This window comes from Actinomyces sp. oral taxon 171 str. F0337, assembly GCF_005696555.1.
Classification (GTDB): Bacteria; Actinomycetota; Actinomycetes; order Actinomycetales; family Actinomycetaceae; genus Actinomyces; species Actinomyces oris_E.
Genome location: NZ_CP040005.1, coordinates 2,376,106 through 2,402,586 on the forward strand (window position 1 = coordinate 2,376,106; position 26,481 = coordinate 2,402,586).

The following is a 26,481-nucleotide window of genomic DNA, read 5'->3' on the forward strand; positions in this document are numbered from 1 at the left end:
GGACGGCGGCATCCCGCAGGTGCCCGTGGGCTCCGTTGCGCTCCTGTGGCATGATGGCGTCGGCCATATCGGGCGCCCAGCGCCCCTAGTTCCCATCCATCGGAGCGAGTTCTATGCACGTCCTCATCACCGGAGGCGCCGGCTTCATCGGCGCCAACTTCGTCCACCAGACCCTGGTGCGCTACCCCGATGCCACTGTCACCGTCCTGGACAAGCTCACCTACGCCGGGAACAAGGGCTCACTGGCGGACGTGGATGATCGCGTCACCCTCGTCGTCGGAGACATCGCCGAGGCCGACGTCGTCGACCCGCTCGTGGCCCAGGCCGACGTCGTCGTCCACTTCGCGGCCGAGTCGCACAACGACAACTCGCTGCGCGACCCCTCCCCCTTCATCCAGACCAACCTCGTGGGCACCTTCACCCTGCTGGAGGCGGTGCGCCGCCACAAGGTGCGCTTCCACCACATCTCCACCGACGAGGTCTACGGCGACCTGGAGCTGGACGACCCGGCCAAGTTCGAGCCGACGACGCCTTACAACCCCTCCTCCCCCTACTCCTCGTCCAAGGCCGGAAGCGACCTGCTCGTGCGCGCCTGGGTGCGCTCCTTCGGCGTGGAGGCCACGATCTCCAACTGCTCGAACAACTACGGGCCCTACCAGCACATCGAGAAGTTCATCCCGCGTCAGATCACCAACCTCATCGACGGCGTACGCCCCAGGCTCTACGGCGCCGGCGAGAACGTGCGCGACTGGATCCACGTCCTGGACCACAACGACGCCGTGTGGGACATCATCGAGAAGGGCCGCATCGGCGAGACCTACCTCATTGGCGCCGACGGCGAGAAGAACAACAAGGAGGTCGTCGAGCTGATCCTGGAGCTCATGGGCCACGCGCCCGACGACTACGAGCACGTCGCCGACCGCCCCGGCCACGACATGCGCTACGCCATCGACAACTCCAAGCTGGTCGAGGAGCTCGGCTGGGCGCCGAAGTTCACCGACTTCCGCTCCGGTCTGCAGGCCACCATCGACTGGTACCGCGACAACGAGGCCTGGTGGCGCCCACTCAAGGCCGAGGTCGAGGCGAAGTACGCCGCCCAGGGACAGTGACCGGGCAGCGCCACTATCGAGCCGCCATCGATGAGCCGTGACGTGTGGGGTCCTCTGCGGGGGACCCCACACGCGTCTCCATCCAGCGCTACGGCGCTCTGCCATGTGTCCCCGGCCCGGAGATCCACGCTGTGCCACTGTGCCTACCGCCACCGCTGTGCCCCTCCTCCCGGTCCGGTCACCACGGCCCACCGCAGGAGCCGGCTCCCAATCCCCGGGAAGACGCTCCTCGCCGACGACGTCGGGCGGTGACGACCTGCCTCTTCGCAGCCGCTTTCGCGGCAGTGGACACCGTCTCGCAGACCGTCGGCCGAGTCCAGCGGGCAGCCGGAGCGCTCCTGGAGGGATCCTTCAGCCCACTGCGGCTGCTGGTCGCCCTGATTCTCAGCGGCGCCGCGTGCTGGGGCTTCCTGGCCCTGGTGGATCTGGCCGCACGGCGCAGAGGAGCCCGCTCGCAGCAGGGTGGTGATCGCCGCTGCGTGCGGTGGCTGGCACTGAGGGCCTTTCTGATTCCGTTGACCTGCTGGTCCCTGCTGTACGGGCACCTGTGGCCGATGGCCTCAATGAACGACACGGCCTGGATCCTGACGGACCCGTTCGGCGCCGGGGCCCAGCACCCCATCACCTACAGGCTGATGATCGTGGCCCTGTTCCGGCTGGGGCGCCTGGTCGGGGGCGACCTGACCGGCGTCGTGCTGCTGTCGGTGGGACAGATGCTGTTGTGGGCGACCTGCGTGAGCGGTCTTGTCGTGTTCCTGGACCGCAAGGGGGCCTCACGCGGAGTGACCGGTTCTCTCATCGCATACTGCGCACTGATGCCGCTGGTGGCCGACTACTCCTTCGCCGTGGTCAAGGACTCGACCTTCTCACTGTTCGCCACTGCGCTCATCCCTGTGCTGCTGGCGGTACGTGCCGGAGCCGGGAGGATCCTGTCCAGCAGGAGCGGCATCGCCGTGGTCGTGGTGGTGCCGGCGGGCTTCGCGCTCATGCGCAGCAACGCCCTGCCGGTGGTTCTGATCGCCCTGGCGCTGGTGGTGTGGTGGTCGCGGGCACACCTGCGCCGGGCGTTGGCGGTCACCGCCCTCGCCCTCGTCATCATCGTTGTGCCCTCGGCCATGACGGCGCAGTCCCAGCACGCTGAGGAGGGCGTGGGCATCCCGTTGCAGATGGTCGGGTACACCCTGACCCACGACGCCGGCTGCCTGCCACCGGCCAGCCGCCAGGTCTTCGACAGCATCCTGTCCCCCGAGGCCTGGAAGCGGGCCTACCGGCCTTCCAGCGTCGACCCGGTCAAGGACTCCCCGGCCTTCAACAGGACCTACCTCGATACGCACCGCGGCCAGTTCCTCTCCGCGTGGGGACGGGCACTGGTGGCGTGCCCACGCCCCTTCGTCACCGGTTTCCTCGTGCATACCGGCAACCTGTGGCGCTTCGACGCCGACCCGATCGGCACCGAGGGGCAGTCCCGTTTCGTCTCCGTGGTCTCGAACCACCCGGCCGACCGCGATCAGCTGATCCGCGACTACGCCCGCGTCGGTGTCGTCAGCCACTCGCTCCTGCCGAAGCCCTGGCAACCGGTGGCGGAGGCCGCCGTGCGGGCCATGGAGGTCATGCCGGGCCCGGGAACCTGGATGTGGGTGGTGGCTCTGAGCGTGGTCGGCTTCGTCTACGCCGGGCGGCGAGAGTGGGTGGCGATCTACACACCCGTGATCCTGCTGTGGGCAACGCTCATGGTTGCGGCTCCCACCGTTACGCCGTTCCGCTACACGGCGCCCCTCATCATGGTCGCGCCGATCGGCCTCGCGGTTCTGCTGGGCACCGACCGCACCGCTTGGGAGGACTGAGAACCAGGCTGTTCGCCGCGTCAGTCGCAGGCGGTGATGCGCCACAGGGTGACGGTGCCGTCCGGCGTGCGGTCGATCTCCTCGAGGTACTGGTGGGGCAGCCGGTCCAGGGCCTGACCCCACAGCGGCTCGCGGCCGCCACCGGTGGCGCCGTCGGGCACCGTGCTGTCGGTGTAGTAGTAGCGCACGCCCCGCTGCTTGAGGATGCTGCACACCCGCGGATTCGACCCGATCTCGTGGAGGTGGCGTCCCAGCCAGCCCAGGTCCTGCGCAGGTGGTTCCGGCCTGGAGGGATAGACCACCCTCACCCCGGCCACGCTCCACAGGTAGGCACTCCCGTTCGAGGGATTCCCCAGGACGACGGCGTCAGCGGGCAGGGTCGAGGGAGCACGGCGGATGAGGGCGAGCTCCTCATCACTGAGCATGGTGCCGTAGACGATGCGCGAGGGGTCGTGGATGGACTGGAGGATCTCCGTCTTGAGGCTCCAGCGCCAGGCGGGGGCCAGGACGAGCGAGGCCAGGAGCAGGCAGGCAGGCACGTTGCGCCTCGCAAGCATGCCTGCCCGACGTCGCCATGAGGGCCGCTGCGGGCGGTCATCAGGGTGAGGGGCGGAGGTCCCCTCAGCACTCTCCTCCGCCTCGTCCACGCCCCTCCCCCAGCGGCGCTGCGCCTCGGCGACTCCCCAGGCGGCCAGGACGAGCACTCCGATCGTGACCAGTGGCATGATGCGGGCCCGCTGGGTGTACCAGGGCCCGGCCAGGGCTCGCAGCGGCCACTGCGGGCCGGCCGCCAGCAGGATGAGGACGATGGCCAGACCGGTCCCCGCGCACCAGCGCCGCATCCCCGGCGTCCGCCAGGCCGAGACCGCCCCGAGCAGGGCGAGACCAGTCACCACGGCGTTGCCCAGGTACCAGGGGGTGTACGTGGCCAGGAGCGGGTGGTCGGTGAGGACCGCCCAGGTCGTCTCGGGCAGGTTCCCGCCGGGGCGCGGGTAGGCCATGACCGAGGCCAGGGAGGAGCGCATCACCCAGGCGCCCGCGGCGACGACGATCACTCCACCGGCCGCGCCCCCCAGCAGTGCGGCTCGTTGGGCGCCACCGCGACGCCACCAGCGGGTGAGAAGCGGCATGAACGAGGCCAGAGCCACCGGGCCGCCGAGAACGGCGAGGTTGAACAGTCCGGCGCCGTGGGCGGTCACGACGCCGATACTGGCCAGCGCCGCCATGGCCAGCGCACCGGCCCGGACGGCGGGACCCGCCTTACCAGGAGCGCAGGCCCTGACAACGAGGGCCAGTGCCCCGGGCAGGACGGCGAGGCTCAAGGCATAGGGCCAGGTGCTGGTCAGGAGCAGCAGAAGGCTCACCACCGAGCCGGACAGCGCTGTACCGGCAGCGAGGACGACGCCGTCGGCAGCGGTCGTGGAGGAGCGGATGCGGCCAAGCACCTCGCGCAGCAACGCCGCCACGCCCAGTGGCCAGATCAGTCCGGCGGTGACCAGCACCAGGACATTGGCGCCGACGACGACGCTCCCGGGCAGGAGGACCGCCAGGGCGTGCCAGCCGGTCGGGTAGTAGCCGACGGCACCGTCGTACATGGAGGCCAGCCCGCCGAGCGGTGAGGCATCGCCCTCCTGGCGCATGAAGGCAACGGCGGAGAGGTGGAAGACGGCGTCGGATGCCTGGGGCGGCGACTGCGGGCCACGGGTGCCGATGAGGGCGGGCAGGACCGTCATGAGGCCGGAGAACCCGACAGCCCCGGCCACCAGCCTGGTGTCCCGGCGGCTGAGGGCCGACGGCATCAGGACGGTGCCGGCACCGCCAGGACGGGCTCCGTCGCGCGAGCGCCCCCCGGAGCGGGTCAGGAGGGCCCCGAGGATCACCCCGGCCACCCACAGCCACCCGGCGGGCCCGAGGAGGAGGTCGCCCCTGCCCCAGCGGATGCCGAGCGCCCCGGCGATCACCGTCCCCGGACCGACAAGTCCCAGAAAGAGCGCAGGGGCCGCCCCGATTCCGGTGATCCCGCGGATGCCCCAGGCACGGGCCACCTGCCACCCGGGGAACAGCGCCAGGGCGACCGCGACGACCACGGTGGGCCACACGGTCCACCAGGAGCCGTCACCGACCGGGCTCATCGCCGGAATCGAGCCGACCACCACGCTCAGAGCGCCTCCGGGGTCACTCGCCTCCGCCGATGGTCAGGCGCGGCACGCCGGTCCACTTGCCGGCGTCGGTGGCGCGGCGCCCGTCCAGCAGGAGGCGCAGCCCGGGCAGGTCGGCGGCGGTGAGCTCGCCGTACTCGGGGTGGTCGGCCTGGACGATGGCGACGTCGACCTGCTCCCCCAGGTGGTAGGGGGTCCAGCCGAAACCGGCCAGCTCGTCGTCGGTGTACATCGGGTCGTGGACGAGGACCTCGGCGCCGGCCTCACGCAGGGCCTCCACGGTAGGGAAGACACCGGAGAAGGCGGTCTCCTTGACCTTGCCGCGGTAGGAGGCTCCCAGCACGACGACGCGCAGTCCCTTGAGGGAACCGAGCACCTCGGTGGCCCGGCCCACCACGTAGGCGGGCATCGTGGCGTTGAAGGTGCGGGCGGTGCGCACCACGGAGGCGTCGGGGTCGGTGGACAGGTAGAGGCGCGGGTAGACCGGGATGCAGTGCCCGCCCACCGCGATGCCGGGGCGGTGGATGTGGGAGTAGGGCTGGGAGTTGCAGGCCTCGATGACGCGCTCGATGTCGAAGCCGGCCTTGTCCGCGTAGACGGCGAACTGGTTGGCCAGACCGATGTTGACGTCGCGGTAGGTGGTCTCGGCGAGCTTGGCCATCTCGGCGGCCTCGGCGGTGCCCATGTCCCACACGCCGTTGGGGCGGGGCAGGTCGTCGCGCTCGTCGAAGTCGAGGACGGACTCGTAGAAGGCGATGCCGGCCTGGGTGCCGGCCTCGTCCAGGCCGCCCACGAGCTTGGGGTAGCGGCGCAGGTCGGCGAAGACGCGGCCGGTGAGAACCCGCTCGGGGCTGAAGACGAGGTGGAAGTCCGTGCCCTCCTTCAAGCCGCTGATCTCCTCGATCATGGGCTTGAAGCGGCCCCGCAGGGTGCCCACGGGCAGCGTGGTCTCGTAGGAGATGAGGGTGTTGGGGGTCAGGTGGGCGGCCAGGGAGCGGGTGGCGTCGTCCATCCAGGCGAAGTCCGGCTCCCAGGTGGCGTCGTTGACGAAGAGCGGCACGACCAGGACGATCGCGTCGGCGTCGGGGACGGCCTCGGCGTAGTCGGTGGTGGCGCGCAGAGCGCCGTTGCCGGTGGCGGGACTCAGCGCGGCGAGCTTCTCGGCCAGGTGGGCCTCACCGGGGAAGGGCTCGGTTCCGGCGTTGACGGCCTCGACGACGGCGGGGTTGACATCGACTCCGATGACCTCGTGGCCCTTGTCTGCGTACTGGACGGCCAGAGGCAGTCCGATCTTGCCCAGGGCGACGACGGCGATGCGCATACGGGTTGGTCCTTCCGACGGATCAGGCTGAGGCTCAGGTTGATGCTCAGGTGGCGGCTCGGTTAGCAGCCCTCCGTATGATACGGCGCTTACCATGTCCACATGCACGACTTGGACCACACGGACCGCACGGACACGTCCGCTCCCGGATACCGGCTTCACCTGATGTCTCCGACGTGGACGCACAGTCCCTCGGGCCCTGAGTCCTCAGCGTCTCCGGCGTCTCCGGCGTCTCCGGAGTCTCCGGCGTCGCCGGCGTCGCCCTCACCCCTGTCAGGCCCGCACCACCTGTGGCGACCGCTGCCGCCCAGGACCGGCGAGCTGGAGTCCTTGCGGCGCGAGCAGCCCACCCGGCGCACGGGATCATGGACCCTCATCGAGGCGGGTGACGGCGTCGTGCGCCTGACCACGGACCGCACCCGTTCCCACCACCTCCTCTTCACCCGCGCCGGTGACACCTGGGTCATCAGTGACGACCCTCAGGAGCTGCGCCGGCACGCTCCCGCCTGGGTCCGCGACGAGCAGGCCGCCGGTGTCTTCCTCCACGCGGGCTTCACGCCGGGGACACGGACGCTTGCTCATGAGGTGTACGCCACTCCTGCGGGCTCGGTGGTGGAGCTGCGGCCCGACGGGACCTGGAGCTGCCGCTCGTGGGACACCTACCGCTACGACGCCGACCCGATCACGTCCCCTCAGGAGTTCGCGGGCGTCTTCCGCACCGCGCTCGACACCGCGGTCGAGCGCGTCCTTCAGGACACCGACGGCCGCCAGCTCCTCGTTCCCCTCTCCGGCGGGCTGGACTCCCGGCTGCTGGCCGTCTGGCTCAAGCGCCACGGGGCCCGTAACGTCGTGACCTTCACCTACGGGGTGCCGGGCAGCACCGAGGTCGCCATCTCCCGGGGCGTCGCCGAGGCTCTCGGGATGGACTGGTTCACGGTCGACCTGGACCCCGCCGAGGTGGCTCGCACCTGGGCCGGACCCGACGGCGTCGGCTTCCAGAAGCGCACCTGGGGCCTGACCTCCCTGCCGCACGTCCAGGACTGGTACGCCCTGCTCCGGATGCGCCGGGACGCCCTGATCGACACTGACGCGGTTTTCCTGCCCGGTCACACGATCGTCGGGAATATGCATGACGAGCACCTGCTCGAGGGCCGACCATCGCGCAACGACGTGCTCGCCGCCGTGGCCCGGCACCACTCGCTGCTCCAGGGCGACCGCAACGCGTGGCGACACCTGCCCCTGCTGCGCCGGGCGGTGATGCAAGGCGCCCAGGAGGTCTCCTTCCCGACGCGCCGGAACGAGGACCTGGCCGGAAGCGGACGCTCCATCCAGGAGCTCCTGGAGTGGGTGAACCTCCAGGAGCGCCAGGCCAAGTACATCAACGAGTCGTTGAAGGCCTACGAGGCCTTCGGATACGGCTGGGCGCTGCCGATGCTCGACACCGAGCTCTGGCGCACCTGGCTGCGGGGATCGGAGGAGCTGACCGCCACTCGCGACTGGTACGCGCAGTTCACGGCGGAGGCCTACGCCGAGGCGACGGGCACCGCCTCGCAGCTCTTCGAGGCGCCGGCGGCTCGGATCCCCGCCGGGCCACGGCGCCTGCTCATGGCGGCACTGACCGTCACCGGCACCCGCACGGCCCTGGCACGAGCAGTCTCCATGAGGACCATGCTGCACCATCCCATGGCCTTCGAGGCGTTCAACGCCCCCATGCCCCGCACGGAGCAGATCAGGCGCATGGCTCGAGGGGCCACCTCGACGGGCCTGTGGGCCCGACTGTTCCTGGAGGGGACCTGGAGCACCGAGCCCGTCGTGCCCATGAGTACGGGCGACACGCAAGACATGAGCTGAGGCGCTCTCAGGGCATCTGCGGCTGTCAGCTGAGGCTGTCAGCCGCAGATGTCGATGCGCCACAGCGCGGCTGAGCCTCCGCTGTCGATGAGGGTGAATCCGCTGGAGGTGTCAACCCCGTACAGCCCGGGACGGATCTTGCTGAGCTGGGAGTTGTTGAAGCGAATGTCCTTGTCGGCGTAGAAGTAGCGGATCCCGTGCTGCTGAAGGATCTCGCACACGTGGGGGTCGGTGCGGATCTGGTTGAAGTGCTCGCGCAGGTAGATCCCGTCCTCGTCGTCGGCCGCCTGCCCCGGGAAGACCCACACGCTGCGCATACCGGTGAGGATGGGAATGTATCCCGTTCCAGCCACCGGGTCGCCGATGACGACGGCGTTGTCCGGCAGCTCCTCGGGCAGCCTGCGGATCATGTCGAGCTCGGCCTTGTCCGCGATGAAACGGGTGTCTCCGTGTACCGGCAGGTAGCCCTCGCGCACGTCGGAGGCGATGGCCTGGCTTCCGACCGCCGTGGCGGGCGCGCACAGGACGACGATGATGCAGGCGGCCGCGGCCCGGGTCACCAGCGAGATCGTCGAGTCCGCCAGGCCGGTACGGGCCAGGACGCCGCGCAGGCCTGAGGCGATCCGGGCGGCGACCGGGGCGAGCCACGTGCGCAGAGCGTCCAGGGCGATGACGACGAGGAGCACGGCCAGGACAGCGGTCATCGCCTTGAGCCGGTGGGGGTTGCGGTAGAACAGGCCGGTGATCGATGAGAGCACCGGGATGGGGGCGATGGCGGCCAGGATGAGGGACATGCTGAAGACCCATGCCACCACGAGTTCCCAGCTCCGCCGCCGCCACAGGCAGATCGCAGCGCCCAGGACGCTCAGAATCGTCAACGGCATCTCAACCCACTCGATGGCCCAGCCGCCGAAGTAGTCCAGGGCGACGGGGATGAGGAGCTTGGTCACCGGGTTGCTCCAGTCCAGCTCGGTGTACCTGCCGAAGTGGTGCTGCTGGGGACCGGGGAGGAAGACGAAGGCGACGAGTGCGACCACCGCCAGCACGGCGCCGATCCACCGGGCCGCAGCCTGACCGCGTCGCCCGCAGCGCCAGCTCCTGCTCCCCGAGCCCACCGCGTAGCACAGGATGATGCCGAACAGCGGCCACAGGAGCATTGCCGCCGCCGAGGTGTGGATGAGGCAGGACCCGGCGAAGAAGGGGATGATGGCGCTCAGTGCCATGGCTGCCCGGCCCAGTGCGCCCCGGCGGGATGCGCTCTGGTCGCGAGCCGCCACCACCAGGAGGGTGCGGGCGCGTCGCCAGCACTCGATCGACATGGCGATGACGGCCGGGCACGTGGCCACCGCCATGCAGTAGGGCCACAGCGCGGCGCCGTAGGTGAGCCGCCAGGGGAATACCGGAGCCAGAAGCGAGGCGGCCAGTGCCAGGTAGGGGGCATGGCGGACCTTCGGCAGCGCGGTACGAGCCAGGTAGACCAGGCCGAGGTACCACACCAGCGCCACCGCGAGCAGCAGGACGTTGTTGGCGATGAGTGTCTCGCGCCAGCTCCACGCGCCCAGGCTGGCGACCTGGTGCCACACGATCGGGTAGAAGCCCGCGTGGCTCGTCAGCCCGAACATGCCGGCGTTCGGGTTGAACATCGAGGCGTAGTCCTCACGCTCGATGATGGCGACCTGCATGTAGTGGTAGAGGGCGTCACCGCTCTGGGAGACGGCGTTCGGTGGGATCGTGAGGATGACGGGCAGTGCGGTGACGGCCCAGAACACCAGGACCGTCAGGAAGAGCCTGCGCTCGGCGCGTCCGCCATCGGTGCGCATGGTCATGCCCTCTCGCTGGTCCTCGGGCATGAGGAGGATCCCCGGGTCCCAGCGATCGATGAGACGCTTCATCGTGTACGCGGCAAGAGCCAGGATCGCGGTCGTCACCATGACGGGGATCCAGCCCCAGGGCTTGCCGACGGCGGCTTGGAAGAGCCCGTCGGCGGTCAGGACGAGGGCGCTGATGGTCGGGGCCAGCGCGACGGGACGGATCCCTCTCATCCCGGCGGCGCGCAGCACGAGCCATCCGACCCCGAAGAGCGCCGAAAGAAGCAGGACAGCGGTTGGCAGGGTGTTGAACCAGTCGACCAGGCTGTTGGTCACCAACGTTGTTCCTCACTCACTCGACGTACGTCACTGAACTCATCGACCTTCTTGCTCGCGTCATCGGCCCCGGCGATGACCTCCTGCACGATGCGAGCGGCGGACTGCCCCGTGGCACGCAGCGAACGGTGGTCCTCGACCCAGTCGTGGAAGCGCTGAGCCGTCGCGGGCCGCGCACCCGAGGCTGTCTCAGCATCGTAGACGTCCAGCGCCGTGCGCATGGCCTCGGCTACTGCCGCCGCGTCGTGCTCGGCCGCCCACCCCAGGTCGAAGTCGCGCAGGTCCGCGGACACCGGCCCGTCACCGGCGAAGAGCACCGGCGTGCCGCAGCCCAGAGCGGAGAGGACCTTGGTGGGGTAGGCGAAGTCGTATCCCTGCCCGGGCTTGATGGACACCAGGGCCGCGGCGGCGCCCCGCTGCCATACGGCGGCCTCGGCCGCGGGCACGGCCGGGTGCATGATGACGGCCGGAGCGCCGTCGGCCCCCGCGGGCAGCTGGGAGGCGGCTTGAGTGATCTCCTGCCAGGCCGTTCCCCGGCCCAGGAAGAGCAGCTGGGCCTTCGGGTGAGTACGACGCACCTGAGCCAGGGCGTGAACGAAGACGTCGGCGCCCTGCCACTCCGACGCCGTTCCGGCGTAGACGAAGTACGGGCCGCTCAGCCCGATCTGCTCGCGGTCCTGCTCGGAGGGAGTCGGACCGTGGGCGTCGAAGACAGCAGTGTCGATTCCGTTGGGCACGACCCGGATCCGCTGCGCCCAGGCGTCATCGTCCTCCACCGCGTGCACGAGCTCGGCGACGGACTGGGCGACTCCGTCATTGACGGCGATGACGCGTGCGGCCCCGCCGACGGCGAAGGCCTCGAGCCTCTCGACGGCCCGGACGACGACGCCGGCGGCACCGGTGGAGGCGGCCGCCGCCGACCAGACGTCCGCGGCGTACCACACATAGGGGATCCTGCGCAGGGCCGCCACCGCCCGGACGACCGCGCCGGTCGTCGGGGGCGGCTCAACGAGGATCGCCTCCGGCCGAGGGGCCGTCAGCAGTCTCAGGGCCAGGGGCAGATCGAAGGAGAGATAGGGCACGTAGCCGCGCAGGTAGCCCGAGGAGTCCCGCAGGACCGGCCAGCGGGAGACCCGGACCCCGTCAGGATCGGGGTCGGCCTGCGGCGCGTCGGCCGGGGCCCGGCTGGTGAGGACCCTCACCGCCACCCCATCGGCCGCCAGCGCCTTCTCCACGCTGTCGAGCCGAAAGGACGCAGCAGCGGCCTCGGGCAGGTGGATGCGGGTAGCCACCAGGACACCGCCTCCTCGTCCGGAACGGGCGCACCGACGTGACGTCGCCGCCGTCGCCAGCGCAGCCGCGGTGCCACCGAGGACCAGAGCGCCCAGCGACGCTTTGAGAAGGCCTCGCGCACTCATCGGATTCCTCCCGCTCGCAGCGCACGGGCCTGGGCGAGTCCGCCGGCCCGCACCGCCTCCATGTCCTTGGCGACCGTGCGAGCCCGGCTGAGCCAGGTGTGCTCCTGCCGAGCCTCCCGGGCCCGGCCGGCGGCCTCGGCGACCTCCTGGGGGTGTTCGAGGAGTCCGCGCAGCAGCCCGGAGAGCTCGCTCGCGTCGTAGGGAAGGGTCCAGCCCGCGCCGGCGGCGCCCACGACCTCGGCGGCCAGGGTCCCCTGGGAGGCGATGACCGGTTTGCCGCGTCCGAGGTACTCATAGAGCTTGACCGGGGAGGCGAACTCCCGATACGGGTCGGGCTCGACGAACAGGACGCAGAGGTCCGCGCGCTCGTAGAGGGCGGAGAGCTCCTCTCCGGAACGGTGCACGACCTCGATCCGGCCGCCGGCCGCCTCTACCAGGTCGGCGTACTGGTCGCCGGCCGCCTCCCACTGGTCGGGGCGGGTGCAGATGGTCAGGCTGGTGCCGGGCACGTCACGGACGGCGCGCAGGCACTCCTGGAGCCGGTAGTGGCCGCCCAGTCCACCGATGTAGAGCAGGTGGAGCTCGCCATCGGCACGGGGCGAGGGCGCCTCGTCAATGATCTCGCAGCCCGGGGGCAGCGGGGCCATGCGCTCCTCGGGGAACCCGGGGACGTGGGCGCCCATCCGCATCGAGGGCAGGTAGAGGCGGTCGATGTAGCGGGAGTACCAGGCGAGGTCGTAGCGGTAGACGCAGCCCATGGCCGTGGCCACCGCGGTCCCGACCCGTTCGCGGTAGTCGGGGAAGGCCCAGTAGATGTCCCGGTAGAACAGGGACGTGGGCACGCCGTGTCGGTGCACCAGCCGCATGAGCGCCGGATCCACGAAGGGGTGGGGCGGGAGGTGACGCGGCTCGGTCAGCATGGTCGGGATGGTCGCGCACTCGGAGTAGAGGAACTCGATGCGCTCCCCGCCCCGGAGGCGGTCCCTCAGGGCTCTCAGGCGGCGGGATCGCTCCCGCGCCGAGCCGGTGACGTCCAGGACGGTGTAGCCGAGCTCCCGGAAGGCGTCGAGCATGCGCACGGGGCGGATACCGGAAGCCGACGACGCCTCCCGATCCAGGGGGAAGGGGGCGTGGTAGACGATCGCAGCCATACGGTGCCTTGCCTCCTTTAAGGGGTATCTCAGGAACCAGGCGCGGCCGCACCAGGCAGACAGAGCAGACAGACTCGAGCGCAAGTGATAGTACCATCGGCCGATCACAGTTCTGACACGACGTCGGCGAGCAGCGTCCTCGCAGTCGTAGTGAGGAACCCGGGCCGATGGCCGGCGAGGCACAGTCCTTTCAGTACCGTCTCAACGACACTCACGACCGTACGAAAAGGCGCGCGCATCCTCGATGCGCTGATCTCCGATGGCACCGGAGCCTGCGGAGTCACGGTAGAGTCTCGGCCATGCGTGTCATGTCAGTAGTGGGCGCCCGGCCCCAGTTCGTCAAGCTAGCCCCGATCGACGCCGCTTTCCGAGAGGCCGGGATCGACCATGTGATTGTTCACACCGGGCAGCACTACGACCCGATGCTCTCCGACGTCTTCTTCAGCGACCTGGGGATCTCGGCTCCTGACGTCCACCTGGGAGTCGGCTCGGGATCGCACGGGGTGCAGACCGGCACGATGCTCGCGGCCATGGACGAGACCATCGAGACCCATCGCCCCGACTGGGTCCTGGTCTACGGGGACACGAACTCCACGCTGGCCGGTGCGCTGTCCGCCGTCAAGCTCCACGTGCCCATCGCCCACCTGGAGGCGGGCCTGCGGTCCTTCAACCGGGCCATGCCCGAGGAGATCAACCGGATCCTGACCGACCACGCCGCCGACCTGCTGCTGGCACCGACCGAGGTGGGGGCCGCTCACCTGGCCGACGAGGGACTGGCCGAGCGGACCGTCGTCGTGGGCGACGTGATGACCGACATCCTGTTCTCGGTGCGCGACTCCGTCATCGACACCCCCTCCCCCGTCATGACCGAGCTGGACCTGCCCGAGGGCGGCTACTCGCTGGCCACCATCCACCGGGCGGAGAACACCGACGATCCCGAGCGCCTGCGCTCCATCCTGGAGTCGCTGGCGGCGGTCGATCACCCCGTGGTCCTCCTGGCCCATCCGCGTCTGGTGGCCAAGTGCGACGAGCACGGCATCACCCTGGGCGACTCGGGCAACCTGCGGATGCACCCGCCCCTGGCCTACCCCGAGCTCGTCGCCTCGACCCTGCACGCCCGCGGCGTGGTCACCGACTCCGGAGGCCTGCAGAAGGAGGCCTTCCTTCTGCGCGCGCCGTGCACCACGGTGCGTCCCCAGACCGAGTGGGTCGAGACCGTCAACCTGGGTTGGAACGTCCTGGTCGAGCCCGGTCAGGCCCTGGTGAGCGCCGCCTCCCGCCCAAGACCGACCGAGCCGGCCGAGGCCGATGCCCACCCCTACGGGGACGGCAACGCCGCCACCCGAGTGGTCCAGGCCCTCACCGAGCACCTGCCCGGCTGATCGCCTCCGCACCGACTCCTTCAGCGGCATCATGCGCGTCACCATCGTCACCACCTGGTTCCCCACGAACCGCTCACCGGGCCTGGGGGTCTTCGTGGCACGCCACGCCGCCTCCATGGCGGCAGCCGGCCACGACATTCGTGTCGTCCACCTCGCCTCGGCCTCCGTCAACGACGGCGTGCGGCACGACCGAGTGATGGGCCTGCCCGTCGTCCGCCTGCCGATGACGCTGTCGCGGCCCCATGAGCTGCTCACAGCCAGGCGGGAGCTGGAGGCTCTGACTCGGGGCAGCGACGTCGTCCACACCCACGCGGTCTCCACCCTCCTGCCCTACGCCCTGGGCCGGCCCCACCAGCCGTGGCTCCACACGGAGCACTGGTCGGGGATCGCCCAGCGCGGCGCCGAGCTCGGCTCCCTGGCGCGGGCGGGCGCCCAGGTGGTCCTGCGTCTGGAGCGCAGGCCCGACGTCGTCACCACCGTCTCCGACCAGCTCGCCGCCGACCTGCGGGTCTATCGCCCCCGTGGCGAGATCCTGACGGTTCCCAACGAGGTCACCATGCCTGAGGATCCGGCGCCGCGCCGCAGCATCGAGCTGGGGCGCGACACGTTACGGATCATCGGCATCGGGGGGCTCATCGAGCGCAAGCGCCCGGACCTGGCCGTCGAGGTGGTCGCGGCGCTGGCGGAGCAGGGGGTGCCGGCCCGGCTGACCTGGGTGGGTGGCGGTCCGCTGGCCGAGCGCTGCACCGATCTCGCTGAGAGCCTGGGCGTCGACCTGGAGCTGACCGGTCAGCTGCCGGGCGACCAGGTTCAGCAGGTCCTGGCCGACAGCGACCTCTTTCTCGTGCCCACGCTCGCGGAGACCTTCTTCCTGGGCGCCGCCGAGGCCGTCGCCGCCGGCCGGCCGGTGGTCACCAGTGACCGGGGGGCGCACACCAGCTTCCTGGATCCCTCGGTGACCGAGATCGTCAGTCAGGACGACCCCGCCACGTGGGCGAGGGCCGTCGTCGACGTCATGGGACGTTGCACGGACCGCACGGCGCGCGACATCCAGGACACGCTGCCACGGGCCTTCTCCCCCAGCGAGGTGGCGCGCGCCTACGGTCGCGCCTACGAGACCGCCATCACTGAGTACTCCCGGTACTCCCGGCACTACCGGTGATCTCGCCGCATGCCTGCTCGTAGAGCTCCCGACAGGCCTTGACGAAGGTCGCCTCCCCGAACCGCTGGCGAGCACGGGCCCGGATGGCCTCGGGGCAGTAGCCCCCGGCGCGGATGGAGTCGGTCACCCGGGTGAGCGCCTCGGTCAGGGAGGCGACGAGGGCGTTGTCGTCCGCCTGGGCCGCAGCGGGCAGGACGAGGCCGGTCTCGGGCTCGACCATGAAGCGTCCCGCCCAGGTGGGCGTGGCGACGCAGGCCAGTCCCAGGGCCTGGGCCTCGGCCAGGACGGTGCCCCCGGCCTCGACCTCGCTGGCCAGGACGAAGACGTCACTGGCGGCCATGAGTCCGCCGACCTCGTCGTGGGGCACCCGGCCGGTGAAGGTGGAGGTCTGCTCGATGCCCTCGGCCCGGGCCAGCTCTCTGAGGGGCTCGATCTCGTGGGTCTCCCCTCCGACGAGGAGCAGCCGCGTGGGCTCACGCCCGGCGGCGAGATCGGCGCGGGCCAGTCGGGCGACGGCGCGGATGGTCTCCTCAGGGCGCTTGTTACGCCCCAGGTGGGAGACGTGGCAGACCGTCAGGGCCCTGGCGCTGTCGCCCTGGCGATCCTGATCGGCGGGCCTGGGGACATCGAAGACCTCGTCGTTGACCGGCAGGGCGATGCTCCTCCACTCCCCGAGCCGCCAGTAGTCCCGCAGGGCCTCGGCGAAGGGGGTGGAGACGACGGCTCGTCCTCCGGCTCGTTTCAGGTCGCGCCGCAGGGCCCGATACCGCCACCCGTGCACATTGCGGTCCGTCGAGCTGGGACGGTGCTCGGTGATGGCCAGTCCGGCGCCCCAGTGCTCGGCGGCGTAGCGGCCGACGTGGATGCCGGTGAACACCGAGTGAGCGTGCACGACGTCGGGATTCACCCATGCCCCGCCATTGCCGGGCGACTCGGGCAGATTGCGGATGGTCTCCTCATAGAGCCGCACCGCTCGGGCGGCCACCGCGCGAGCCGCCACCCGGTCGCCGGGCAGGGCGCCCTTAGGGATCGTGGGCACCGTGCCGCGCACGACGACGATCCCCTCCTCGACATCCGCCGTCAGCTCGCGGCGCGCCTGCCAGAAGGAGACCGGCTCCAGGGCGATGACGCCCACTCGCATCCTGCCGCGCTGAAGCATGCGCGCCTGGTCGCGGAAGAAGGATCCGTTGTGGGGGCGGTTCCCGTCCGGGTACCACGAGGGAGTGAGGACGATGTGCACGTCACTGCTCCTCATCGTGAGAATCGGTCGCGGGCACGGAGGCGGAGGGCTCGGGCTCACCGGCGGCCTCGTAGTGCCCCTCATTGGCCTCCGATGCCGGGGGGCGCGAGTCGAAGCCGCGGGCTGCGGCGTCGGCCATGAGGATCTGTCCCACGAGGATGACGCACATGATGGCGCCCAGGACGTAGGTGGTCGTCAGCAGCGAGTACGGGCTGAGCCAGAGCCAGGCCAGGGGGACGGCGGCGTAGACCACCGAGAAGATCAGCATCCAGTCCTGGTTCTCGGTGACGACGAAGAGGTTGGACAGGGGCGAGGTGACCAGCAGGATGAACAGCCAGGGGGTCAGGGCCCGGGCGAAGTCACCCGACTCGACCCACTGGCCGCCGAAGAGCAGGGGGAAGAGCCACGGCGAGACGATGAAGAGCAGGGCGAAGGGAATGGTCCCGATCATCAGGACCCTCTTGATGACCTGACGCACCAGCGGGCGCATCTGTCCGGGCTGCAGCGTGGCGAGCTTGTGGAAGAAGACCTGCCCCACGGCGGCGTTGATGAGGGCCAGCGGAACCTCCAGGCAGGTCCAAGCCAGGTTGAACTGCCCCAGGCTGGCCACCGAGTAGGAGCCCACGAGCAGGTTGATGCCGTTGAGCCGCACGGCGTCGACGAAGGCGTTGAGGCCGTTGAGCAGCGGCATTCGCCGGTAGCGGCGGGCGACCTGCCACAGGCTGGGCGCCTCGGGCGGCAGCGGCCGGTGCAACGGCTTGGCCTTGCGCCCCAGATTGACGAAGGCCCAGAGCTGACCGATCGTCTGACCGAGCAGCAGACCTCCGACACTGACCATCCCCGCCGCCCCCAGGACGAGCTGGCCGAGGGACTGCCCGACCTGCTGCTCGACCCGGTTGATCGAGATCGTCCGGTAGTCCGACTGGCGGTTGTACCAGTACTGGAGGAGCTGAACCGTCGACAGCAGCAGCGTGGTCAGGCCCAGCAGCGGCATCCAGGCGGCGACATCGTTCCCCCACTGCCGGGCGATCAGCGGCTTGAGGAGGAGGGCCGCGACGCTCGTGACCACAGAGACCACCACGATGGACACCATTCCCAGCCGGGCGCAGGCCAGGGCCCAGGCGTCCTTCTTGGGCAGCATGATCGTCATGTCGTAGCGCAGCGCCGCGACGGCAGTGATGATCAAGACGATCGAGGTGTAGCGCGTCAGCTGACCGCGGTCCGCATCGGAGAAGATGCGGGTGAGGACCATCGTCATGCCGAAGACGATGGCCTGGGCGGTGGCCGTCCCGCTGACCAGTGTCAGGACGTGGCGCAGGAACGGGGAGGACTCCATGACCGAGCGGACCCGGGCGAAAATCCCCGCCACGGGTCCGCTCGAAGCGACTGACCGGTTCAGAGCTCGACCGTCCGGTTCTCGCTCGCCGAGGTCAGCACCGCCTCGACGACGTTGAGCGTGGCCACGCCCTCGTCCATGGTGACGTGGCGCTGGGCCACGCCGCGCACGGCGTCGCGGAAGCTCTCCTGCTCCAGGGCCAGCGGCTCACGCTTGGGGATCGCGTAGCGGATGACGTCGCCCTCGCTGACCCCCCGGAAGGCGGCGACCTGGTCCCAGGTGGAAGCCACGGTGCCGTTGGCGTGGAAGGTGAGGTCCCCGGTGAGGGTGTCCGCCACGAAGGCGCCCTTCTCCCCGGTGACGATCGTGACGCGCTCCTTGAAGGGCGTGAGCCAGTTGACCTGATGGCTGACGATGATGCCGCCCTCCAGCAGACCGGTGGCCACCATCATGTCCTCGGTCTGACGGCCGGAGCGGTGCGTGACCTGTGCGGACACGGAGGTGTAGTGGGCGCCGGCGACCCAGGCGGTCAGGTCGATGTCGTGGGTGGCCAGGTCCTTGACGACGCCGACGTCGCTGATACGGGCCGGGAAGGGGCCCTGGCGGCGGGTGAGGACCTGGTAGACCTCGCCGAGCTCACCGGCGTCGAGGCGCTCGCGCAGCGCCCGCAGGGCGGGGTTGCAGCGCTCGATGTAGCCGACGGCGCCCACCAGGCCCCGCTCGGCGAAGGCGGCGGCCACGCGGCGGCCCGCGGCGGCGTCGTGGGCGATGGGCTTCTCCACCATGGTGTGCACGCCGGCCTCGGCCAGGGCCAGGGCGACCTCCTCGTGGTAGACGGTGGGGACGGCCACCATGGCGGCGTCCAGTCCGGCGTCGATGAGGGCGTGGACGTCGGGCAGGACCGCCAGCTCACCGGCGACGCCGAAGCGGTCGCCGCCGGGATCGGCGACGGCCACGAGATCCATCCCCTCGGTGGCGCGGATGACCCGGGCGTGGTGACGCCCCATGGAGCCCAGGCCGATGAGACCCACGCGCAGCGGGTTGTCCGTTGTGCCCTTGTCCGGCAGGTGATGGACCGCGGGCAGCCCGGTCGTCGTGGCCTGGCCGTCGAAGGCGACGTTCTCACCCATGTCAGGCACCTGCCTTGACGGTGGCGGCCACGGCCTGGCCGATGCGCTCCAGGTCCGCCTCGCTCAGGGAGGGGTGCACCGGCAGGGAGAGGCACTCGCGGGCGGCCTTCTCGGTTCCGGGCAGCTCGAGGCCCTCGGCATAGTGGGCCAGGGAGGCCAGGCGGTGGTTGGGAATCGGGTAGTAGACGCCGCTACCGACCTGCCACTCCTCGCGCAGGGCGGCCTGGACGGCGTCGCGCTCGGCGCCCGTGGCCCCCTCGAGGCGGATCGTGTACTGGTGGTAGACGTGCGTGTAGCCCTCGGGGACGAAGGGGGTGACGACGCCGTCGACGCCTGCCAGCAGCTCATTGAGGCGCGCGGCGTTGGCCTGGCGGGCAGCGGTCCAGCCGGCCAGCTTGGTCAGCTGGACGCGGCCGACGGCGGCGGCCACGTCCGTCATACGGTTGTTGAGGCCCACCAGCTCGTTGGCGTACTGCTGCTCCATGCCCTGGTTGCGGATGAGGCGGCAGCGGCGGGCCAGCTCGGCGTCGGCCGTGGTGATCATGCCGCCCTCGAGGCTGGTCATGTTCTTGGTGGGGTAGAAGGAGAAGGCGCCCCAGGCCCCGAATGCGCCCACGGGCCTGCCGTCGATGGAGGCGCCGTGCGCCTGGGCGCAGTCCTCGAGGACGGCCAGGCCGTGGCGCTCGGCGATGGCGAGGATCTCAGGCATGTTGGCGGGCAGACCGTAGAGGTGGACCACCTCGATGGCCGCCGTGCGCTCGGTGATGGAGGCCTCGATGCTGGCGGGGTCCAGGGTGAAGGTCACCGGGTCGATGTCGGCGAAGACCGGCACGGCGCCGCTGATGGCCACCGAGTTGCCGGTGGCGGCGAAGGTGAAGGAGGGGACGATGACCTCCGGGGCCCCTCCGGCGCGCTCCTGGAGCTCAGTGGCCAGCGTCGCCACGTGCTGGGCCGAGGTGCCGGAGTTGACGGCCACGCAGTGGGCGCCGTCGACGACCTGGGCGGAGAACTCCTCCTCGAAGGCCTTGACCTGGGGCCCCTGGACGACCATGCCCGAGGCGAGGACGGCGTCGACGGCGTCGCGCTCCTCCTGCCCGATGATCGGCTTGGCTGCTGGGATGAACTCGAGTGACATCAGTGGGTGACCTCTCGGATGGTGGTGGATTCGGAGCTGGACTGCGTGCCGTTCCCAGTACCGGGCTCGGCATCGGACTGCTCGTACAGGGTCCCGGTGACGGGGCAGCGCCAGCGCGGGGCGCCGTCGGGGCCGGGGTCGGCGGGAACAAGGGGCTCGCCGGCGCGCCCGACCCAGCCGATGCGGCGGGCTGGGACCCCGGCGACCAGGGCGTGGGCGGGAACGTCCTTGGTGACCACGGCGCCGGCGGCCACCGTGGCCCAGGCACCGACACGCACCGGGGCGACGCACACGGCGCGGGCACCGATCGATGCGCCCTCGTCGATGGTGACTCCCACGGGATCCCAGTCGGCGGCGGACTTGAGCGAGCCGTCGGGGTTGACGGCCCGGGGGAAGTGGTCGTTGGTCAGCGTGACCGCGGGGCCGATGAAGACCCCATCGGCCAGACGGGCCGGCTCGTAGACGAGGGCGTAGTTCTGCACCTTGCAGCTGTCCCCCATGACGACGCCCTCGCCGATGTAGGCGCCGCGTCCCACGATGCAGTCCCGTCCGAGGACGGCGTGCTCACGGACCTGCGCGAGGTGCCAGATGCTGGTGCCCTCTCCGAGCACGGCGTCCTCGGAGACATCAGCGGACGGGGCGATGCGGGTGGCCACGGCGACTCCTGTGCGGGCGGCTCGGACCGCCCTGACGATCGTACGATTCCGGTCAACCTGGTGGCTGCCGGAAGCCGTGCCGCTCCGGCCGCCGGGGGCGGCGGGCGCTGCACGACCTGCCCCATCCTAGGGGACTCCTCCTCACGAGACGACGCCTGGGCACGCCCCGAACGAGACCTACCCCACCAACACCGACCGCCCCCGCCTCCCGCAAGAGGGCTGACACCAACTCATCGCGTGCAAGAATGCGGAGGTGACTACCTCCAACGCAACGCAGACCGGGGACCCCACCCCGGTGTCCCCGGTCACCGACACCTGGCTCGTCATTCCCTTGTACAACGAGGCGACCGTCGTGCGCGAGGTCATCTCCCAGGCTCGCAAGATCTTCCCTTACGTCGTCGTCGTCGACGACGGCTCCAAGGACGCCTCGGCCCAAGAGGCTGCAGCCGCGGGGGCCGTCGTCGTGCGCCACCCGGTCAACCTGGGTCAGGGAGCAGCGCTGCAGACGGGCTTCTCCTACGTCCTGGAGAAGACCAACGCCGACTACATCGTCACTTTCGACGCCGACGGCCAGCACTCCACCACGGACGCCGCCGCCATGGTCGCGGCGGCGCGCGATGAGGGGCTCGCCGTCGTCCTCGGCTCACGCTTCCTTGAGGGCCCCTCCCCGGTGGGCTGGCTCAAACGGGTCGTCCTGCGCACGGCGGCGGCCGTCAGCTCGCACACCTCCGGCATGCGTCTGACCGATGCCCACAACGGCCTGCGGGTGATCCGCCGCGACGTCCTGGCGCAGCTCGACCTCAAGCAGAACCGGATGGCGCACGCCAGCGAGATCATTCGCGAGATCGGCGCCACCGGCATGCCCTGGCGCGAGTTCCCGGTACACATCGTCTACACCGACTACTCCCGCTCCAAGGGCCAGTCCCTGTGGAACTCGGTCAACATCCTGGTCGACCTGCTCTTCACCTGAGTCCGATACGGAAGGCACAGCCCATGACTCATCAGTTTGCCGCCCAGGTCACGCCGATCACGAACCACCAGTTCTACATCCAGGCCGCCCTGATCCTGGCCGTGATCGCCGTCGGCTGGATGATGCTGCGCACCCCCGGCGGGGCCCGTCATATGGCCGCCCGGAGGCTGGTCACCCTGGCCTTCGTGGCCTTCGCCGTCTTCAACATCACCTTCCCCTGGGTGATGAGCTCGATCGCGCACCGGATGGGAGTCGGGCGAGGCACCGACTTCCTGCTGTACGCCCTGGTGATCGCCTTCCTGGCGCAGATCCTCTCCTCCTTCCGGCGCAACAGCGCCCGAGAGCGGCAGATCACTCACCTGGCCCGGCGCATCGCCCTGGACAACGCGCCCGAGCCGCCCGCCGCAGCACGACTCACCCCTGCGACTCACGACTGAGCACTGCACACGGCGCGCCCGGAGGGCGCCGTGTGCTCTCCCTTCAGCGCCGGGAGGCGAGGACCTCGAGCTCTTCCCGCAGGTGCAGCCCGCCGGAGAGCAGCCAGCGCACCGGCGCCTGCCACGGGGAGTCGTAGACGCCGCAGAGGTAGTGCCGAGCGGAGGCGTGGTGCGCCCGGATCATCTTCTCCGGACGCGCCTTCCAGCTGGCCCCCTGCTCGTGGATGACGACGGAGTCGTTCACCTGCACGTTGAGCCAGCCGGCTCGCCCGACCCGTTCCCCCAGGTCCACGTCCTCGAAGAACATGAAGTAGTCGTCATCGAAGCCCTTCAGGCGTCTCCAGGCGGCGGCGGGCAGCAGCAGGCAGGCACCGGAGAGCCAGCCCACTGTCCGGGTCCCGTCGCAGCCCCCCTGTCCGGCAGTGTGATAGGCGGCGGAGAAGGGGTTGGCCGGCCAGATCTTGCCCAGAACGGCGTGCCCTGCACCCTTGACCAGGGAGGGCAGGGCACGCCCGGAGGGGTAGACGGTGCCGTCGGGGTTGAGCAGGAGGGGGCCCAGGCAGCCGGCCGCCGGATTGGCCAGACCTGCATCGATGAGGGCGTCGAGACTCCCCGGTTTCCAGACGAGATCGGGATTGGCCACCACGATCCAGTCCTCCTCCAGGTCCGCGGCCGCAAGGTTGGCGCCCGCCCCGTAACCGAGGTTGGTGCCGTCCCCGACGACACGCGCCCCGTGGCGCTGAGCGGCAGCGGTGACGACATCGTGCTCGGTGCCGTTGTCCGCGATGACGACGACGAGCCGACGCGCCGTCGCCGCGGCCAAGGAGGCCAGGAAGCGCTCCAGCTCCTCGCCCGGATTGAAGGCGACCGTCACCACTCGCACACTCTGCTCGTCGGGGGCACCGGCTGCTGATGCACCGACGGTGTCCGAGTCCGATCGCCCGCCCGGTTGGCGGATATCTCCACCCGTCTCCACATTAGCCCTCCCGCCAGTCGAGGCGGCGGCCGGAGCCCCTGAGCGCTCCTCTACCTGATCCGAAGCGCTGAGGGGAGTGGCCGAGGTACTGGTCGGCGTGGGTTTCGCAACACTGGTCACGGAGAGAGCCTAGCCCTGTTACCCGTGTGAGGGGCTTCACCCCTCATTGGGTAAATCTCATGCAACAGGTGTAGGGAGGCCCATATGGATCTCCTCCCTCATTCCCTATGATCGCTTCCGTGCCTCAGTTCAGTAAGCCGCGCGCGCGGCACTCATCCAAAGAGCTCGGACGCCGTCTGGCCCGCCGAGCAGGGCTCAGCCTGCTCGCGGTAACGATCTTCGTCGTCTCCGCCGCGGGCTTCGCGTGGCACAACATCCAGTCGCGGATCACGTGGTTCAACGTCGACAGCCTTCTCTCCGAGGACGACCGGCCCGGCACCAAGCCGCCGGACAGCTACGAGGGTCGAGCCGTCAACCTCCTGATCCTGGGCACCGACTCCCGCGCGGGGAACAACAACGTGGACGGATCACAGGGCAGCGAGGACGTCGCCTCGGCCCGCTCCGACACGGCGCTGGTCATGCACATCTCCGCCGACCGCAAGCGCGTCGACGCCGTCTCCATCCCTCGCGACACGCTGGTGGACATCCCCGAGTGCACGACTCTCGATGGTGGGAAGACCGAAGCCAGTGAGGACGCGCCGTTCAACTCCGCCTTCGCCAAGGGAGCCGGAGACAGCGACGACAAGAAGGCCATTGCCTCCGGGGCCGCCTGCACCTGGAAGACCGTGGAGACGATGACGTCCTTCCGCATCGATGACTTCATCGTCGTCGACTTCTCCGGCCTGTCCAAGGTGGTCGACTCCCTCGGGGGCGTCCACGTGCAGGTGGATGAGGCCATCGACGACACCGAGTACACCGGCTTCAAGCTCGACGCGGGTTGCCAGAAGCTGAACGGCGAGAACGCCCTGCAGTACGCCCGTGTCCGGCACGGGGTGAGTGACGGCTCGGACATCTCCCGTATTGCCCGCCAGCAGAACCTCATGAGGGCCATGGCCTCCAAGGCTCTGTCCTCCAACCTCCTCACGCAGTCCAGCTTCCTGACCAGCACCCTGGAGACGCTCACCACGTCCGAGCGCATCGGTCAGATCAGCAACCTGTCAGGCTTGGCCTACTCCATCCAGGGCATCGGCGTCGACAAGATCAACTTCATCACCATGCCGAACGAGCCCGCAGCCGACCCGAACCAGGTGGTTGCCACCGAGGGCGCCAAGAAGGTCTGGAAGGCCCTCGGGGACGACAAGCCCGTCCCCTCCGACACCACCGCCCCCGCCTCCCCGGACTCAGGCGCCACAGCGGACGGCTCCGCCTCGGAGGGCGGCGAGTCCTCCGAGTCATCCGAGTCATCCGAGTCATCCGACCCCACCACGGCCGCCCCGACGCAGGCACCGGCGACCCAGGCCCCGAAGGCGAGTGCTCCCCAGCAGCAACCCGCCACGAAACCCACCACCCCAGCCTGCCCCGCCTGAGGCAGAATCATCGGTGTGACTCCGACAGACGACTCACTCCCGCCCTCGATCACCCCCGGCTCCGACGGAGGCAGGCCTCCACGCCAGCAGCGCCCCATCGATGCCGTCAATCAGCGCAGCCGCGAGCGCGGGGAGGCACCCGGTGGAGAGGACACTGCCCAGCCCACCGACGTCGCCGGAGGCTCCCCGCGCCGCCCGTCATCGACCTCTGGTACCCGCCGACCCCAGCGACACTCAGTCCTGGGTCGTCAGGACAGCGACGAGCAGCAGGCCTCGGCCCAGTCCACCTCTGAGCGATCGGGCCAGCAGCCACCCTCGGTCCAACCCCGGCGCCCAGCCGCCCCGTCTCAACGAGGCAGCCGCGCCCGGGCCGGGTCGAGTGCGGTCCCCTTGGAGCCGGATACCGACGGACGCAGTGCCGCATCCGGCCCGGAGCGCACACAGGCGATGCCTGTGCGACGCGGCACCTACCCCGTAGGGTCCCAGAGCCCGCAGTCCCCGCATGAGCCCGTTCCAGGCGGGCCGGAGCTCAAGCCCGAGCAGCCGCGGCAGCCGAAGCGCTCCCGGCCGCGATGGCGCCGGATCCTGGGCTGGACGGTCGTCGTCATCGTCGTCGTCCTCGCACTGATCGCAGCGCGGGTCGCCTGGCTGTGGAACGACGTCTCCTCCCAGCTCCACCGCGTCGACGCCCTGTCCGGGGCGGCGGACACCCCGGGCGAGACCTGGCTCATCGTGGGGTCGGACGCGCGCGGCGGCGCCGTCCAGGACGAGACCGAGGGAGCACGCGCCGACTCCGTCATGCTGCTGCACAAGGCGGAGAACGGGCAGACGAGTCTGACCTCCCTGCCGCGCGACACCTTCGTGGACATCCCCGAGCTCGGGGAGAACAAGATCAATGCCGCCTACACCGGCGGACCCAAGCTGCTGGTCCAGACCGTGGAGAAGCTCTCCGGGCTGACTGTGGACCACTATGTGGAGGTCGGCATGACCGGAGTGTCCCAGATGGTCGACGCCGTCGGCGGGGTCGACGTGTGCTGGCCCTACTCCGTCGTCGACGAGGACTCGGGAATGGTCTGGGACGTCTCCCAGGGCGAGTGCCAGACAGTGGACGGGAAGAAGGCACTGGCCTACTCCCGGATGCGCAAGTCGGACCCGACTGGCGATGTTGGGCGCGGTCAGCGCCAGCGCGCCGTCATCTCGGCGGTGGTCTCCAAGGCGGCCTCACCGTCCACCATCTTCTCCTTCTCCCGGCAGGACGCGCTGGTCGACGCCGGTACGGATGTCCTCACGGTGGATCAGAGCGCCAGCACCATGAGCATCGCCCAGATGGTCTTGGCCTTCCGATCAGCCTCCGGCAGCGGTCTGACCGGCGCTCCGCCCATTGAGGACACCGCCTACTCCCCCGAGGATGCCGATATTGGCGAAACGGTGCTGCTGCGGGACACAACCGCACCGGACTTCTTCGCCAAGGTGCGCGACGGGAAGCTGACGGCGGCGGACTTCAACCAGTTCTGACGCTGGGATCCGCGCAGAG

20 protein-coding genes are annotated in these 26,481 nt (G+C 70.1%); 9 read left to right on the forward strand and 11 right to left on the reverse strand.

Translation table 11 applies throughout. The features are described 5' to 3' along the window. The first annotated feature begins 113 nt into the window (after positions 1 to 113). Both rfbB and FBF36_RS10200 read left to right on the forward strand, forming a co-directional pair. Positions 114 to 1,109, forward strand: a complete 996-nt coding sequence (gene rfbB, locus FBF36_RS10195) for a dTDP-glucose 4,6-dehydratase (RefSeq protein WP_009733904.1) — start codon at positions 114 to 116, stop codon at positions 1,107 to 1,109. 248 nt (positions 1,110 to 1,357) lie between these two features. Beyond that, complete coding sequence (locus FBF36_RS10200) at positions 1,358 to 2,953, forward strand: DUF6020 family protein (RefSeq protein ID WP_009733903.1); 1,596 nt, start codon at positions 1,358 to 1,360, stop codon at positions 2,951 to 2,953. 20 nt (positions 2,954 to 2,973) lie between these two features. Here the strand turns inward: FBF36_RS10200 and FBF36_RS10205 are convergent, their stop codons facing one another. Together FBF36_RS10205 and FBF36_RS10210 are read right to left on the reverse strand one after the other, a co-directional pair. Continuing rightward, complete coding sequence (locus FBF36_RS10205; protein ID WP_138137475.1) at positions 2,974 to 5,109, reverse strand: DUF6541 family protein; 2,136 nt, start codon at positions 5,107 to 5,109, stop codon at positions 2,974 to 2,976. A 19-nt stretch (positions 5,110 to 5,128) separates the two neighbouring features. Continuing rightward, positions 5,129 to 6,433 (reverse strand): nucleotide sugar dehydrogenase, encoded by a 1,305-nt coding sequence (locus FBF36_RS10210; protein ID WP_009733901.1) that lies wholly within the window; start codon positions 6,431 to 6,433, stop codon positions 5,129 to 5,131. A gap of 102 nt (positions 6,434 to 6,535) precedes the next feature. On the opposite strand from FBF36_RS10210, the gene FBF36_RS10215 reads away from it, so the two are divergent. Beyond that, positions 6,536 to 8,284, forward strand: a complete 1,749-nt coding sequence (locus FBF36_RS10215) for an asparagine synthase-related protein (protein ID WP_087943941.1) — start codon at positions 6,536 to 6,538, stop codon at positions 8,282 to 8,284. A gap of 38 nt (positions 8,285 to 8,322) precedes the next feature. Here the strand turns inward: FBF36_RS10215 and FBF36_RS10220 are convergent, their stop codons facing one another. From FBF36_RS10220 to FBF36_RS10230, 3 genes are read right to left on the reverse strand one after another with little or no spacing between them, the layout of a single operon-like run. Next, positions 8,323 to 10,428, reverse strand: coding sequence for a DUF6541 family protein (locus FBF36_RS10220; protein ID WP_009733899.1), 2,106 nt, complete (start codon positions 10,426 to 10,428; stop codon positions 8,323 to 8,325). Further along, positions 10,425 to 11,846 carry a glycosyltransferase gene (locus tag FBF36_RS10225; protein ID WP_138137477.1) on the reverse strand — a complete coding sequence of 474 codons (1,422 nt, stop codon included), beginning with the start codon at positions 11,844 to 11,846 and terminating at the stop codon, positions 10,425 to 10,427. Before FBF36_RS10225 ends, FBF36_RS10220 begins: the two co-directional genes overlap by 4 nt. Continuing rightward, positions 11,843 to 12,997, reverse strand: coding sequence for a glycosyltransferase (locus FBF36_RS10230; protein ID WP_009395181.1), 1,155 nt, complete (start codon positions 12,995 to 12,997; stop codon positions 11,843 to 11,845). The genes FBF36_RS10225 and FBF36_RS10230 overlap by 4 nt, the downstream gene beginning before the upstream one ends. Before the next feature lie 299 nt (positions 12,998 to 13,296). Here FBF36_RS10230 and wecB point away from each other — a divergent pair, with 299 nt between their 5' ends. Together wecB and FBF36_RS10240 are read left to right on the forward strand one after the other, a co-directional pair. Further along, positions 13,297 to 14,379, forward strand: a complete 1,083-nt coding sequence (wecB, locus tag FBF36_RS10235) for a non-hydrolyzing UDP-N-acetylglucosamine 2-epimerase (RefSeq protein ID WP_009395183.1) — start codon at positions 13,297 to 13,299, stop codon at positions 14,377 to 14,379. Between the two features lie 31 nt (positions 14,380 to 14,410). After that, entirely contained in the window at positions 14,411 to 15,541 is a 1,131-nt protein-coding gene (locus FBF36_RS10240; protein WP_009395185.1) for a glycosyltransferase family 4 protein, read from the forward strand. On the opposite strand, the gene FBF36_RS10245 is transcribed toward FBF36_RS10240, so the two are convergent. The 5 genes from FBF36_RS10245 to FBF36_RS10265 are packed head-to-tail and all read right to left on the reverse strand — an operon-like array spanning position 15,504 to position 21,038. Next, positions 15,504 to 16,781: a glycosyltransferase gene (locus tag FBF36_RS10245; RefSeq protein WP_138137479.1), complete on the reverse strand. Its 1,278-nt coding sequence runs from the start codon at positions 16,779 to 16,781 to the stop codon at positions 15,504 to 15,506. The two genes, FBF36_RS10240 and FBF36_RS10245, sit on opposite strands and share 38 nt — an antisense overlap. Before the next feature lies 1 nt (position 16,782). Then, complete coding sequence (locus FBF36_RS10250; protein ID WP_138137481.1) at positions 16,783 to 18,150, reverse strand: lipopolysaccharide biosynthesis protein; 1,368 nt, start codon at positions 18,148 to 18,150, stop codon at positions 16,783 to 16,785. Between the two features lie 26 nt (positions 18,151 to 18,176). After that, entirely contained in the window at positions 18,177 to 19,247 is a 1,071-nt protein-coding gene (locus FBF36_RS10255; RefSeq protein ID WP_138137483.1) for a Gfo/Idh/MocA family protein, read from the reverse strand. 1 nt (position 19,248) lies between these two features. Beyond that, on the reverse strand, positions 19,249 to 20,382 hold the full coding sequence (locus FBF36_RS10260; protein WP_009396319.1) for a DegT/DnrJ/EryC1/StrS family aminotransferase: 1,134 nt from the start codon (positions 20,380 to 20,382) through the stop codon (positions 19,249 to 19,251). Further along, positions 20,382 to 21,038 carry an acyltransferase gene (locus tag FBF36_RS10265; RefSeq protein ID WP_075377555.1) on the reverse strand — a complete coding sequence of 219 codons (657 nt, stop codon included), beginning with the start codon at positions 21,036 to 21,038 and terminating at the stop codon, positions 20,382 to 20,384. The genes FBF36_RS10260 and FBF36_RS10265 overlap by 1 nt, the downstream gene beginning before the upstream one ends. A 253-nt stretch (positions 21,039 to 21,291) precedes the next feature. Here FBF36_RS10265 and FBF36_RS10270 point away from each other — a divergent pair, with 253 nt between their 5' ends. Together FBF36_RS10270 and FBF36_RS10275 are read left to right on the forward strand one after the other, a co-directional pair. Then, the gene (locus FBF36_RS10270; protein ID WP_009395115.1) at positions 21,292 to 22,008 is read left to right on the forward strand and encodes a glycosyltransferase family 2 protein; all 717 of its coding nucleotides are present in this window, start codon (positions 21,292 to 21,294) and stop codon (positions 22,006 to 22,008) included. Between the two features lie 23 nt (positions 22,009 to 22,031). Beyond that, positions 22,032 to 22,445 carry a DUF2304 domain-containing protein gene (locus tag FBF36_RS10275; RefSeq protein WP_009395117.1) on the forward strand — a complete coding sequence of 138 codons (414 nt, stop codon included), beginning with the start codon at positions 22,032 to 22,034 and terminating at the stop codon, positions 22,443 to 22,445. Positions 22,446 to 22,488: 43 nt separating this feature from the next. On the opposite strand, the gene FBF36_RS10280 is transcribed toward FBF36_RS10275, so the two are convergent. Continuing rightward, positions 22,489 to 23,541, reverse strand: a complete 1,053-nt coding sequence (locus FBF36_RS10280) for a glycosyltransferase family 2 protein (protein ID WP_412784055.1) — start codon at positions 23,539 to 23,541, stop codon at positions 22,489 to 22,491. A gap of 119 nt (positions 23,542 to 23,660) precedes the next feature. Between FBF36_RS10280 and FBF36_RS10285 the strand changes: the two genes are divergently transcribed. Together FBF36_RS10285 and FBF36_RS10290 are read left to right on the forward strand one after the other, a co-directional pair. Then, positions 23,661 to 24,947, forward strand: coding sequence for an LCP family protein (locus FBF36_RS10285; RefSeq protein ID WP_034491769.1), 1,287 nt, complete (start codon positions 23,661 to 23,663; stop codon positions 24,945 to 24,947). Between the two features lie 15 nt (positions 24,948 to 24,962). Further along, complete coding sequence (locus FBF36_RS10290; protein WP_138137485.1) at positions 24,963 to 26,462, forward strand: LCP family protein; 1,500 nt, start codon at positions 24,963 to 24,965, stop codon at positions 26,460 to 26,462. Positions 26,463 to 26,481: the final 19 nt, after the last annotated feature.